Consider the following 12,591-nt stretch of genomic DNA (forward strand, 5'->3'; position numbering starts at 1 on the left):
CGACCGCCGCCCCCGATCACAGCGCCGCGAGGGCCGCCACCTCGGCCGCCGAGAGCGCACGATCGTAGATCCTGAAGTCGTCCACGATCCCGTTCAAGTAGGGATCCGTCGCGAACTGGGAGCGGCCGATGAAGTTCTGGGTCGTGTTCCCCACCTCCGAAGGTCGGGTGTAGATCAGATCGCTGGTCATCACCTCGACCCCGTCGACGTAAATCGAAGAGCGATTCGGGTTGAAGGAGGCCGTCACCGCGACGTGCCTCCACGCCCCGACCGTCAAGGTCCAGTCCGCTGTATACTCATCGACGCCCGCAAGGGAGTTCACCGAGAAGCGGAGGCCCGGCGGATCCGCCGCCTTCGGGCACAGGTAGATCCACGCCGATTCCCCGGATCCGAAGTCGAAGATCCGCTGCCACAGCTGCTGCCGGCCGAGGGAGACCCAGAGGGAAAACGTGATCTCGTCGAGCGTCTGCACGATACCGGGCGGGACGTCCACGTACTGCTCGACCCCCGAGAGGGACAGCGCGTTTCCGATGTGCCCCGGCACCCACGTCCCACCCATCACGATCGCGTCGTGCAGCACGTCGCCGGTGGCGTCCGCCGCGAGATCTCCCTCGGTCTCGTCGAACGTGTAGTGCAGGAAGAGCCCCCGCTCGAGGTCGGCGAGGGGACCGCCCCCGACGCCCCCGGCGCCGGCCTCCCCGCCGGCGCCCCCGGTAGCGCCGGCGCCCCCGGCGTTCCCTGCGCCACCATCGCCGCCATCGCCCCCGACGCCCCCGATGCCGCCATCGCCGCCATCGCCGCCATCGCCGCCGGCGCCCCCGGCGCCGCCATTCGCGCCATCGCCGCCGAGGCCTCCCGAGCCACTGCTGCTTCCGCTGGAGCTCTGCGTCGCAGAGCCGCCCCCGGCGCTCGTCGTCCCCTGCTGGAGACGGGACAGGTCTTCGACGAACGAGCACGCCCCGAGGAGCAGGGGAGCAATCGCCAGGAGCGCACGTGCCGCCGGACGAAGACCCGCAGGGCCGGCCAGCATCCTTCCATGACCTGCCATGTTCATGTCACCTCCCACAAGATTGACGTCTCCTGAGCGCGTGCGATGACGCGGTCGTGGCCCGGGGACCACGGCCACCACGGGAGCCCAGGGGAAAGAGCCCGGCGCCCTCGCCGAACCGAGAGGCACCCCCGAATGCCAGCTCACGGCCCGCCGGACTCCGGCCAGCCATCGGCGCCCCAGCTCAGCTCGGCGACGCGAAGGGCCCACATGCCGTCCGCGTCGGCGTCGTACGAATGGTAGATATGATACCAGGACTCACCATCTCGGAGCAAGCCGTTGCTGCCAGGCCCGCGCCACCTCGAGCTGCCGGTCAGCACGCGCGAGCCGCCGCCGTCGAGCATGCGGCTCCCGAGCCTGTCCACGTAGGGACCGGCGAGCGCCTGGGACCGGCCGACCATGATCTTGTACGTGCTGCTCGAGCCGGCGCAGCAGGTGTCGAACGAGGCAAACAGGTAATAGTGTTCGCCTCGCCTCACGACGAACGGCGCCTCGATGGCCGTGCTCGGGCGTGAGGCGACGGACGTGAGCGTCCCGTCGACGGGAGCGCCTGCGAGGGTGAGCTGCATGAGCTTGATCCCCGACCAGAAGCTTCCGAACAAAAGCCAGGGCGTGCCCCGCTCGTCGATCACGACGTTCGGGTCGATGGCGTTGTAATCGGTGCCCTCGCTGCAGACGACGGCGCCGTGATCCAGCCAGCGGGTATGCGCGTCGTCCAGAGACGGCCTCGTCGCGTGGCCGATGCAGGAGCGGTTCGTCCCGAAGTACGAGGCCGCGTAATACAGATGATAGAGCCCGCCCCAGTAAGAGATGTCCGGCGCCCAGAGCGAGTCGACGTCTCCCACCGCGCTCACGACCCATTCCGGCGTGGAGCTGAACACGGCGCCGGCGAGGCCCCAGTGCACGAGGTCCGCCGAGGTCCGGATCGCGATCCCGGGTCCGGTGGAGAAGACGTAATACAGATCCCCCGCCCGGACGATCGACGGATCGTGCACCCCCTGGACGTCTCCGCTGAGGGCGAGCGCGACCGGAGGACGGTCCGTCGCAACGAAACCGCCGCCGTCACCCCCCGCGCCCCCGGTGCCCGCGCCCCCGATGCCCGCGCCCCCGACGCCGGCGCCTCCGGTGTTCGCGCCGCTACCGCCCGCGCCCCCAATTCCGGCGCCTCCAGAGCCCGCGCCGCCGATGCCCGCGCCTCCGGTGTTCGCGCCGCTACCGCCCGCGCCCCCTATGCCGGCGTCTCCAGAGCCCGCGCCCCCGGCACCCGCGCCGCTACCGCCCGCGCCCCCGGCGCCCGCCGAGGAACCGGACGACACGCTCACCGTCGCCGGTCCGCCGGCGCCGCCCTGGATTCGGGTGTCTCCGCCTGTCCCGCAACCGCTCATCACGGCCAGGGCCAGCGCGGAGAGCGCCCCCGTACCCGAGGTCGTGTCGACAGGCAATCTCACATGCACTCGACCTTGAAGCGCTTGATTCCATCGGCGTCGATGGTGTACGGCGGGTCGCATCGCGGGCTGGCAGGCACGGCGGGAGCGGGCTTGGCCGCCGACGCCGGAGGCACGGCGACCTCGACCGCGACCGGCGCCTTCACCGACGATCCGGCCTGCTTCGCGGACGACCCCGCCTGCTTCGCCGACGGCCTGGCCGGCTTGGCGGACTTCGCGGACGGCTTGGCCGGCTTCGCGGACGGCTCTGCCGTCGCGGATGGCGCAGCGGCCACCGCGACGGCGGCAGAGCCCGACGAGGGAACGGCCTCCTCGCGCAGCGGGGGCGCCGGCTTCCCGGACGCAGCGACAGCGGCCGGCGCGACGGGGATGGGCGACGGAGGCGGCGCCGCCAGCGAATCCGCGGCGTCCACGGACGGGGACGGGGAGCGCGAGGCACGCAAGGTGACGCCGACGACGACGCCGACGCCGATCGCCAGCACGGCCGCGGCGAACAGCGAGCGGGACGCCCTCTTCAGCCACGGGCGCGGCGCCTCCCCTTGCACGTCCGTGCGCCTCGAGTCCGAGCTCGTCATCGTGGCGTAGCCGGCGCGCGCGAGCGATTGCGACAGCGGCGGCGGGGACGACGACGCGACGTCGATCTGCGCGGACGAGCGCGCCATGGTGGCGCGGCGCTTCATCTCCTCGCCGATGATGCGCCTCGTCTCCGTGCGGAGCTCCTCGAACTCGCGCGCCACGAACCTGCCGATGTCGCGGTTCGTCACGGGGATCATCCCGGCGAGGAACACCTCGAGGTCGACCTCGAGCTCCGGCGCGGTGGCATAGCGTGCCTCCCGCGAGAACGACAGCGCCTTGAGAATGATGCGCTCGAGCTCCTCGGGCACGTCGGGGTTGATCTCGCGCGGCCTCGGGAGGTTGCCGTTCAGCACGCGATTCATGATGACGACGTCGGTCAACCCCTTCCACATCCGCTCGCCCGTCGCGGCCTCCCAGAGCATGACCCCCACCGCGTACAGATCCGCGCGCCGATCGACGTGGTTGCCCTCGATCTGCTCGGGCGGCATGTACCCGATCTTGCCCTTGATCACCCCCGTCGCCGTCTCGGCCCCCGTGCCCAGGAGCTTCGCGATGCCAAAATCGATGAGCTTGACCTGACCGTCGTAGCTCACGAAGACGTTGTGCGGCGAGACGTCGCGATGCACGACGTTGAGGGGCTCGCCGTCGAAGCCGGTGAGCTCGTGGGCGTAATGAAGGCCGCGAAGCACGTCGATGATGATGCGGAGGTGCATCTCCAGCGGGAGCTTCGTGCGCGCCCGCGTCCGGACGACCGAGAGCGGCTGGCCCTCGAGGTACTCCAGCACGATGGCGGCCCCGCGGGTCGTCTGGACGATCGCGCTCGTCTGGACGATGTTCGCGTGGTTCAAGCGAGCGGAGAACCGCGCCTCGTTGATGAACATCTCCCGCAGCTCGGCGTTGTCCTGGAAGTCGGGCCGGAGAAACTTCAGGACGACGAGCTTGTCCACGCCCTCCGCGCCGCTCTGCACGGCGAGGAAGACGTGCGCGGTTCCTCCCCGCCCGAGCTCGAGCAGGAGATGATGCCCCGCCTCGGGCGGACGACTGCTGGACGGCCCTACGTTCACCTCGTCGATGATGGCACGAAGAAAACCGCCCCGACCAGACGGTTTCAACGGGCTCTCGAGCCATCGGCCACGAGGCGCTGCATTGTTCCGCCTCCCTGCGAAAACGCAGGTGAGATATTGTCGTAGTATCGTCGCGTCAACGCGGCGTACGCCCGAGCCCCAGCATCCGCGATTCGCCGGTGGGCTCACCTGGGCATTGCGTCGCGGCGCCGGCTCGTCCCAGGGCCCCGCGGGGCACGCTCGCCTTGACGTCCACCTGCCCTCTGTGCTCCGTGCCGGCCGCCAGCGAGATGCGGGTGCTCACCCCTGGCCCGGCCAGGGCAAGCCGTATTCCCGGGCGATCACCGCGCCATGGGTCATCAGCCCGCCCACCTCGGTCACCAGGCCCCGACGTGATGCCCCGCGGTGGCGCGCAGCGCAGGTGCTCACTCCGTCCTGCACACCACGTTGATGAACGGGAACGTGCCGCCCCCCGGTGTCGCTTCGTCGATCTCGGAGAGCTCGATCTCGCCGTGCGGACCGAGCTCCCGCCGGATCGACTCGGCGTCGTAGAAGAACATCTGCACGCCCGGGTGGACCTCGTACCAGTCGTCTCCGAGCTTTGACCCCCGACCGAACATCGGAGCCTGCTTCGATATGACGGTGAAGATCATCGCTCCGCCCTTCCGCAGCTGGCGATGGCAGTCCTGGAGGAGCTTCGCCCGCGCGGGAGGGGCGAGGAGGTAGAGGAGCCCGTACGAGAAGACGCCGTCGTACAGGCGAGTGTCGTACGGCATGTCGGCCACGGAGCCGTGGTGAATCGGGATATCGAGACCCATCTGCGTTCGCGCGAGGCCGATCGCCGTCCCGGAGATCTCGATCCCCGTCACGGACATCCCGTGTTCGAGGAATGGCTTCGCGTTCCGGCCGTAGCCGAGGCCCGGAACGAGGATCTCCTTCGCCCCACTGCGCGCGAAGTAGTCGCGCGCGAAGACCGCCGATCGGCTCGGCTCGGGCCCCCACATCATCTGCTTGTCAGCGAACACGCTCTCCCAGAGCTCGGTCATCTCCGGCACCTCTTCCCGTGCGTAGCGCTGCGCGCCGACCCGCGCCAGGGCGTGGCTTTCGCCCCGATTGGCGTGGTTTTGGATCCTCCCCCGGAGCCGTTCACCTCTGTCAAGGCGCGGCGAGCAGATGGTCGACGGCCGCGTCGAGCTCGGGATCGACGCCGTCGCGGAACGCCTGCGCGGTCAGCGCGACCTCGATGTCGGGGACGATCCCCACCCCGTGGAACACGCTTTTTTGCGCGTCCGCGTGCCGCGCATCCATCCCGGTGAACGAAAAGGCGAATTGCCCCGGCAGCTGCACGCCCGTGATGCTCCCGTTTGTCGCGGCCGTCCCCCGGCCGACCACGGTGACGCGATCCGCGTCGACGAGCGCGAGCGAGAAATGCTCGGCCGCCGACAGCGTCCCGTTGCCGACGAGCAACACGATGGGCCCCCCGTACGCGGGCGAATCCAGCGGGCCGAACGTATCGAAGAACTCGTCGATGGACACGTCGTCCGGCCCCGTGCGCACGGCAACGCGGAAGATCGCGCCCGACCACGGCCCCGGGATCACCCGCTGCGCCACCTCGGCGACGTCGATGCCCGGATACCCCCGCATGTCGAGGATGAGCCCGTCCGCCGTCTCGGCCTCGGTGAGGGCCGTGTGGAAATCGTTCATGTCGTAGAGGACCTCGCCCGCCAGGTTGATGTAATAAAGCTCCGGTGCGCCGAGATCGGCGAGCCATCCGGCGGTGCGCAGCGTGGGCGTGAAGCCGACGGCACCGAAGTCGGCGAGCGGCTGGGGCTCGAAGGGCAGGGTCCTCATGGCGCCATCGGGGTCGCGCAGGCCGAGCGCGACGGGCTTCATGAGCTGCTGCACCTCGTACGAGGCCACGACGAAGCGATTCGCCTCGGTCGCCCCCGACGAGCGAGCCATTTCCATGGCATACCAGTCGGCCGCCGGGACCCCGTCGATCGAGACCAGCGTATCGCCCGGATTGACGCCCACGGCCAGGGTCTGGCGCACGACGGCCTCGCCGTCGATCCATTCGAGGTACGAAGGAAACGAGCCGGTCGCCCTGGTCACGTAATCCCGCACCAGCGTGTGGCTGTCGTCGAGGGCATTGCCGAAGCGGCGCAGGACGTTCCGGACCACGAGGCGCTCGGGCGGCTCCTCGCCGAGCAGGTCGATCGTCTCCACGAGCCGCGCATCGATCACGTCGGGCACGACCTCGAAGTACGGGAAGAACGACCGGGCAGCGCCGTGCGCCACGACGAGCGCGGCGCGGCCCGTGCCGAGGTGGATCTCCGGCGGCTGCCGCTCGTTGAACGGCGAGACGCTCTTCTCCTCGGGCCGCTCCGCCGGCCCGGGCGGGATGGGCGGAGGCGCCTCGAGATCCCCCATTTCATGCACGATGCACGCCGGCTCGCCCATCCGGCGGTCGGCCGGAATCGAGTCGGGGACACGTTGCCCGTCGGGGAAGATCAGATCGGCGGCGCGATGGGCGATCCCGGAATCTCCGATCCCTTGCCAGCGCGCCTCGGCGACGTCGGCGCGGAGCCCTTCGCCGACGATCGTCGCGCGTCCCGCGAGCCGGAGCGAGAGGGCGAGCGAGGCCGCTTCGGGCGCGAGCCGCGGGCTCGTCAAGAGGGCGAGCTTTCGGTCGGCGCTGCTCGCGGCGGGGATCGGGTCGCCCTGGATCTCGGCGATCGTGTTGCTGAACAGGTTCTGCTGGAAGAACTGCTCGTCGGTCATCCCGTAATGGCGCCGCACGCGGCGCGCGAGGCGCGGCACGGGCGTGGCGAGGGCCTGGGACGCGGCGGCCTCGAGCGCCTCGCGCAGGCCCGGCGCAGGCGGCAGATCCCGCAGATCGACGACGATTGCCGACACCTCGGGCGGCACCTCGACCGTGCCCGTGCCCGGCCGGACCAGGGCGACAGCGCCGTCCTCGCCCTCCACGAGCTCGACCCGCGCGACGTCGAGCGAGGCCGCAGCCGCGTTCGCGGAGAGGGCGCAGGCGATCCCGGGCAGGGCGCTGGCATAAGGCGCGAGGTCCAGCGAATCGATCGCGTCCGCGGGGAGGAGCGCGGCGACGAGCGCCTGATCCGCGTCGGCATATGCGGTGACGGGCCCGAAAAAACGGACGCCCGCATGCGCCGCGGAGAGGTCGACGGGCACGGGGCGGCTGCCCTGGGCGCCGGCGGCGACACGCGCGCAGAAGGCCTCGGGCGGGAGCTCCGGGGCCGGCTCCGGCATGCAATCGAGGGAAAACCCGCCGCCGGTGCCGCCCGCGCCGCCGGTGCCGCCGGTGCCGCCGGTGCCGCCGGTGCCGCCGGTGCCGCCCGCGCCGCCGCTCCCGCTGCTGGAGGAGCTCGTGCCGCCCGTGGGAGGCGTGGACGGGGCCGGTTCGGAACAACCTGCGAGGATCAGAGATACGAAACAGAATAAGCCGGTTCGCATGGGCGATGGTAGACGCACTTGCATCGTCGAGGCAACCGTCGAGCGGTCGGGATGGGCACGGGCATCGTGTCCGCGATGGGGCCGATCAAGCCCCATCGACGCGACAATGGCACCGGCGCTCGAGGTCGACCAGGCGGAGGAGCTGGCGTGCTCTGTCCACGAGGTGAAGAGAGGAGTCCAGTGAGAATCCGAGGGAGAGGTGGTTCATAGAAGACGAGGCAAGCTCGGACTCTTGCTGTGCGTGCCGTGCGCGACGAGGTGGGGGCGGCACCGCTCTTGCCTTCTGTCATGGAGGTACCCCCGGGTCCCGCACGAAAGGAGGAGTCGAATGGGCAGCAAGGCGAATGCGACGACCGCGGCCGCTCGGTCGATCGACGAGCTATCAGAGCAGGTCTTCCGCCAGGTCGAGCAGAGCGGCGCGCTGCCGCCGCACCTGCGGGCGCCCGAGGCCGTCGGTGCGGCGCTGTGCACGCTGTCGCGCCGGCTGAGCGGTGGAGAGGCGCGGGACCTCGCCGCGGCCCTGCCATCGACGATCCAGGCGATTGTACAGCCATGTGCCACGCACCGCGACGAGGATGCCGAGGTCTTCAATCGTCGAGAGTTCCTGGAGACGCTCGCGGAGCACCTGCACATCGACAACGACCAGGCAAGGGCGGTGTCCCATGCGGTCTTCGCGGCCGTGGAGCGCGCGATCCCGATGGAGGAGGTCACGGACATCGGGAGCCAGCTTCCGGCCGATCTGAAGGAGCTCTGGGGGCGCCATCGCGTCGCCGGCAGCTCCCACGCGGAGCGGCCGGCGGACACGTCGCTGGCAGAGCCTCCCCCGCGGGCATCCGTGGAGACGCCCGCGCCCGACCCGCTCCGCGGCGACGTGGGCGTGGACCGCACGGCGGCGGCCTCGTCCGGCGACGCTCCCGGCGAGAGACGAGGCTAGACAGCCGATCCTGATCCGGGGGCGACGGCTCGAGCCCTCGGGTGCGCTCCGGCTTTCGCCGACGAGCCTGCAGAACTCCTCGCTCGCGCTCTGCTCTGAGGGCCGGAGGGGGTGCCGAGCCCGCGCGGGCGCTCTGTTTTGCGGTCCGGAGGGGTCCCGCCCCCCCATCTGGCACAAGATCCAGCACGTTCACGGCGCTTCTGGCACAGAATTCCGCTGTGAAACGCGAATTCTGGCACAATTTTGCTCCCGGAGACGCTCTGCAGAGCGTCGTCGAGGGGTCCGGACCCCTGTGTGTCGCAATGCATTGCGTTTGTGCCAGTGCCGGACCCCCCTCATCTGGCACAGATCACGGGGGGTTGGCACAGAGCGGGCGGTTCGTGCCGTCCAGCGGCGCGCCTCGGTCGTCGGCCCTTGTTGGGCGAGCGTGCTCCGGCTACGGTGCGTCGCCTCGCGGCATGCTCGCGCCGATCGGAAGAGGAACACGGTGAAGCTCGAGGACGTCACGAACGGCGCGAGCCTGGAAGGCGTGGAGCCGTCGAGCGTGGTCACCGTGGTCGCGGCGATCCCCATCCCGCCGGACTCGCTTCAGCTCATCCACCGGCTGCCGGATGGCTCCCTCCTCGACGCGGATCACTTCTACGGAAGGTTCCGCGACGGCGCGCACGCGGTCGACACGTCGGACCTCATGCGCCGCAGGGTCAAGGAGGAGGCCGCGGCCGGCGAGGTCCCGGAGACGAAGGACCCGCTCGATCTGTTCGAACGCAAGCCATGATCAGGTCGCTTCATATCAAGAATTTCACCGCCTTCAGCGAGGCGGACCTCGACTTCGGACAGCACCTCAACGTGTTCGTGGGAGAGAACGGCACGGGAAAGACGCACGCGCTGAAGCTCGCCTACTCCATCCTCGCGACGAGCTGGGAGGAGGGGCGCAAGCCGAACGCGGCGCCCCCGACCAAGGCGGCTCTGCAGACCCGCCTCGCGGACAAGCTCGTCAGCGTCTTCCGCCCGGAGGCCCTGGGGCGCCTCGCCCGGCGGAAGCAAGGGCGTGAGCGCTGCGATGTGCGGATGACCTGCACCCACGAGGCCTGGGAGTTCTCGTTCGGCTTCTCGACGCAGAGCAAGTCGGACGTCTCGATCGACACGCTCCCCACGGAATGGATCGACGCGGCGCCGGCCTTCCTGCCGACCCGGGAGCTCCTCACCATCTATCCAGGCTTCGTGTCCGTGTACGAGAACCACTATCTCGAATTCGAGGAGACATGGCGCGATACCTGCTTGCTCCTCGGCGCGCCGCTCAAGAGGGGCGCCAAGGAGAAGCGCGTCCGGGAGCTCCTTGGTCCGCTGGAGGAGGCGATGGGAGGGGCGATCGAGCTCGACAAGAACGGTCGATTCTACTTCCGCAGCGGGAGCGGTCGCATGGAGATGCCGCTCGTCGCGGAGGGCCTCCGCAAGCTCGGCATGCTCGCCCGCCTCATCGCGACAGGGGCCTTGCTCGACAAAGGGTGCCTGTTCTGGGACGAGCCGGAGGCGAACCTCAACCCGCGCATCATCAAGAAGGTCGCCGGCAGCATCGTCGATCTGAGCCTCGGCGGCATCCAGGTGTTCATCGCGACGCACAGCCTGTTCTTGCTGCGCGAGATCGAGATGCTGCTCGCGCGCAAGGGGGGAGAGGTCGACGCGCGCTTCTTCGGGCTGCACCTGTCGGACGCGGGTGTCTCGGTGCAGCAAGGGCCCTCCGTGGACGACATGGGAACCATCACCGCGCTCGACGAGGAGCTCGAGCAGTCCGACCGTTTCCTGAGCACGGAAGGCTGAGCCATGCCGACCGTCACCGTCGATGGCCTGAATTGACGCCCGGATGCCGGTGGCGCCGGGGGCCGCCACGGCGGCGGACAGGGCGTGCTCCTGGGCGGGTGACGCGGGGGCGAGCGGGCGTCTGGCGGGGCGGTGTTGCGCGAGCGGGCGTCCGGTGGGCGGGGTTATGCGAGCGGGCTCAGAGGTCGACCGGCGCCGGCTGGGCGCTCGGCGCGTCGGGCGGAGGGGGCGCTGCGGGCTCGCCCTCGGGCTTGTCGTTCTTCCGGGCGGCGCCGCGACCGCTCGGCCCGACGCTCCAGGTCGCGAGCGGCGCGAGCAGCTTGTCGGCGAGCTCCTGCGTCTCCGGCTCGTCGGGCTCGACCGCGCCCATCACCTTGATCACGTACACGCGCAGCGCCTCGGTGAAGGCGTCGAGCGCCTCGCGCACGCTCGGCGGCGCCGCCGCGGCCGCGGCCGTGGGCGCCGTGACGCCGAGCGCCTTGCCGTAAGCGGCGTGCGCGGCCTCCAGGACGACGAGGAAGCGCTTGCCGCCGAGCGCCTCGAGGCGCGCGTCGAGGCCGTTCTTGCGGATGCGCTGCAGCCGGAGCTCGCTCTCGGACCATTCCAGGACGTACGTGAGCTGGAGGAACTTGAGCCCTCCCGTGAAGATGGCCGCCTTCAGCGCGCTCGCCTCGGCGACCTCGGGCGCGCCGGACGGCAGCTTGGTGAACGCGGTCAGGAAGTCGTGGAGACCGCTCCAGCAACCGTCGATGACACGGTCGCACTGGACGGCATCCTCGCTCGCCTCCCCTCCTCCGGACAGCGACACCTGATCGCGCAGCGCCGACGCGAGCTCGCCGTGCCGCGATGAGAGCGCGGCGAGCGCCCGCGCGATGCCCTTCGCGAGCTGCTTCTTCGCGGGCTTCGCCGCCGTGAGGAGCTGCTCGCCTAGCGCCATCGCCCCGACGGCGGTGAGGCGGGGGAGCTGGATCACTTCAGAAGCGGTGTATTTGCTCATGAGATCATCCTCGTCCGTGGCAGGAGCGCGGGATTGCGCTGGAACGCCAGACGGGCAAGGGTGCTCTATTCATGATGTGATGAGAGGTGTCCAGAGAGAAGTGAAGGAGAAGATGATTTATAGAAGAAGGGAGGGTGTCGGAATCCTGCGGTGTCCGGGGGAGCGCGGGGGATGGATGGGTGAGAAAAACGAGGGATGTTGCTGGGATAGCTGGGCTGGCATCGTTCTGGCCAGGAGGGAGGCCGGAGGCGCCCAGTGCGGCCTCGGGAGGACCCGTCGAAAGGTTGCTTTCGGCAGCGGCGGCAGGGACGTCCCGGGCCTGGTGGTCGCTCCGCGCGACGCGTGGGTCTGGCGGCGGGGACGCCGGTGGGCGCCAGGATCCCGACGGTCTAGCGGGATGAGCCAGCCCGGAAGACCGAGGCGAAGCGCCCGGCGGGCGTCACGATGACGTGGTCCTGGAGGGGAACGCCGATCAGGTGGGCGGCGTGCTCGATCTCGCGGGTCAGCTCGACGTCGTCGTCGGACGGCGCGGGGTCGCCGCCCGGGTGGTTGTGGGCCAGCACGAACGCGACGGCGCCGAGCTCGATGGCGGCGCGCAGGACATCGGCGGCGCGCACCGAGCCGCCCAGGAGGCCGCCGCGGCAGACCATGCGCGCGCCGCGGACGCGATCGTGGGCGTCGAGCGCGGCGAGCCAGACCTCCTCGTGGACGAGCGGCGCCAGCGTCGCGTGGAAGAAGCGGGCGACGTCGCGCGGGCGGCGCAGGCGCTTCGGGCGGCGCGTGCGCGCGGCGTGAAGACGCCGGCCGAGCTCGAAGGCGGCAGCGAGGCGGGTCGCCGCCTGGAGCGCGAGCTCGGCGCGCTCCGCCAGCGCGACGGGCGACAGGCGCGCGAGGGACGGGAGGTCCTCGGCAGGGAAGGCACGGCGGCCCAGGTCGGGGAGGCCGAGCACCAGCTCCACCAGGGCCGCGTCGGGCATCGCGGGGACGTCGACGGGGGTGGGGCTCATCGGGCGCCTCCGCGCGAAGGAGAGCGGCCCGCCGGCGCGGGGGCCTGGTGGACGCGGCGGCGCTGGGGCTTGCAGGGACGTGGATTTTGCCGGGGATCGGGGAGTGTGCAGCGCATGCGGACGTCGTACATTCGGACGTTCCATAATAAAACAACGCATAGGTTGTGTTATCGCAATGGCTCAGGTGCATAGCGCTCGACTTGCTCGGCGGGGCAT

At 70.4% G+C, this 12,591-nt stretch carries 10 protein-coding genes and 1 pseudogene; 3 read left to right on the top strand and 8 right to left on the bottom strand.

The annotated features are described in order from the left end of the window. Positions 1–16: 16 nt before the first annotated feature. The 6 genes and pseudogenes from WME75_RS25495 to WME75_RS25520 all read right to left on the bottom strand — a co-directional run bounded on the left by WME75_RS25495 (position 17) and on the right by WME75_RS25520 (position 7,619). Positions 17–1,048, bottom strand: a complete 1,032-nt coding sequence (locus WME75_RS25495) for a LamG domain-containing protein (RefSeq protein ID WP_437476000.1) — start codon at positions 1,046–1,048, stop codon at positions 17–19. A gap of 143 nt (positions 1,049–1,191) precedes the next feature. After that, positions 1,192–2,496 carry an arabinan endo-1,5-alpha-L-arabinosidase gene (locus tag WME75_RS25500; protein WP_437476002.1) on the bottom strand — a complete coding sequence of 435 codons (1,305 nt, stop codon included), beginning with the start codon at positions 2,494–2,496 and terminating at the stop codon, positions 1,192–1,194. Beyond that, positions 2,493–4,133, bottom strand: coding sequence for a serine/threonine protein kinase (locus tag WME75_RS25505; RefSeq protein WP_437476004.1), 1,641 nt, complete (start codon positions 4,131–4,133; stop codon positions 2,493–2,495). Before WME75_RS25505 ends, WME75_RS25500 begins: the two co-directional genes overlap by 4 nt. A 318-nt stretch (positions 4,134–4,451) precedes the next feature. Next, positions 4,452–4,529: pseudogene (locus tag WME75_RS25510) on the bottom strand (PEP-utilizing enzyme); the annotation flags it as partial. A gap of 29 nt (positions 4,530–4,558) precedes the next feature. Next, positions 4,559–5,179 carry a class I SAM-dependent methyltransferase gene (locus tag WME75_RS25515; RefSeq protein ID WP_437476006.1) on the bottom strand — a complete coding sequence of 207 codons (621 nt, stop codon included), beginning with the start codon at positions 5,177–5,179 and terminating at the stop codon, positions 4,559–4,561. A 109-nt stretch (positions 5,180–5,288) separates the two neighbouring features. Further along, positions 5,289–7,619, bottom strand: a complete 2,331-nt coding sequence (locus WME75_RS25520) for a S41 family peptidase (protein ID WP_437476008.1) — start codon at positions 7,617–7,619, stop codon at positions 5,289–5,291. A gap of 328 nt (positions 7,620–7,947) precedes the next feature. On the opposite strand from WME75_RS25520, the gene WME75_RS25525 reads away from it, so the two are divergent. From WME75_RS25525 to WME75_RS25535, 3 genes are all read left to right on the top strand, one after another. Further along, positions 7,948–8,553, top strand: coding sequence for a DUF2267 domain-containing protein (locus WME75_RS25525; RefSeq protein WP_437476010.1), 606 nt, complete (start codon positions 7,948–7,950; stop codon positions 8,551–8,553). A gap of 487 nt (positions 8,554–9,040) precedes the next feature. Continuing rightward, entirely contained in the window at positions 9,041–9,328 is a 288-nt protein-coding gene (locus tag WME75_RS25530; protein ID WP_437476012.1) for a hypothetical protein, read from the top strand. Then, positions 9,325–10,371 (top strand): AAA family ATPase, encoded by a 1,047-nt coding sequence (locus WME75_RS25535; RefSeq protein WP_437476014.1) that lies wholly within the window; start codon positions 9,325–9,327, stop codon positions 10,369–10,371. Before WME75_RS25530 ends, WME75_RS25535 begins: the two co-directional genes overlap by 4 nt. A 178-nt stretch (positions 10,372–10,549) precedes the next feature. Here WME75_RS25535 and WME75_RS25540 read toward each other — a convergent pair whose 3' ends face one another. Together WME75_RS25540 and WME75_RS25545 are read right to left on the bottom strand one after the other, a co-directional pair. Beyond that, positions 10,550–11,368: a hypothetical protein gene (locus WME75_RS25540; protein ID WP_437476016.1), complete on the bottom strand. Its 819-nt coding sequence runs from the start codon at positions 11,366–11,368 to the stop codon at positions 10,550–10,552. 389 nt (positions 11,369–11,757) lie between these two features. After that, positions 11,758–12,375: a JAB domain-containing protein gene (locus tag WME75_RS25545; RefSeq protein WP_437476018.1), complete on the bottom strand. Its 618-nt coding sequence runs from the start codon at positions 12,373–12,375 to the stop codon at positions 11,758–11,760. Positions 12,376–12,591: the final 216 nt, after the last annotated feature.

The sequence above is a fragment of the Sorangium sp. So ce1014 genome, from assembly GCF_051521505.1.
In the GTDB taxonomy this organism is placed as follows: Bacteria; Myxococcota_A; Polyangia; order Polyangiales; family Polyangiaceae; genus Sorangium.

Excerpts from the sequence above, each read along its gene's own strand:
- WME75_RS25515 (WP_437476006.1), bottom strand. The coding sequence starts at position 5,179 with ATGACCGAGCTCTGGGAGAGCGTGTTCGCTGACAAGCAGATGATGTGG.
- WME75_RS25545 (WP_437476018.1), bottom strand. The coding sequence starts at position 12,375 with ATGAGCCCCACCCCCGTCGACGTCCCCGCGATGCCCGACGCGGCCCTG.
- WME75_RS25520 (WP_437476008.1), bottom strand. The coding sequence starts at position 7,619 with ATGCGAACCGGCTTATTCTGTTTCGTATCTCTGATCCTCGCAGGTTGT.
- WME75_RS25535 (WP_437476014.1), top strand. The coding sequence starts at position 9,325 with ATGATCAGGTCGCTTCATATCAAGAATTTCACCGCCTTCAGCGAGGCG.
- WME75_RS25540 (WP_437476016.1), bottom strand. The coding sequence starts at position 11,368 with ATGAGCAAATACACCGCTTCTGAAGTGATCCAGCTCCCCCGCCTCACC.
- WME75_RS25495 (WP_437476000.1), bottom strand. The coding sequence starts at position 1,048 with ATGGCAGGTCATGGAAGGATGCTGGCCGGCCCTGCGGGTCTTCGTCCG.
- WME75_RS25525 (WP_437476010.1), top strand. The coding sequence starts at position 7,948 with ATGGGCAGCAAGGCGAATGCGACGACCGCGGCCGCTCGGTCGATCGAC.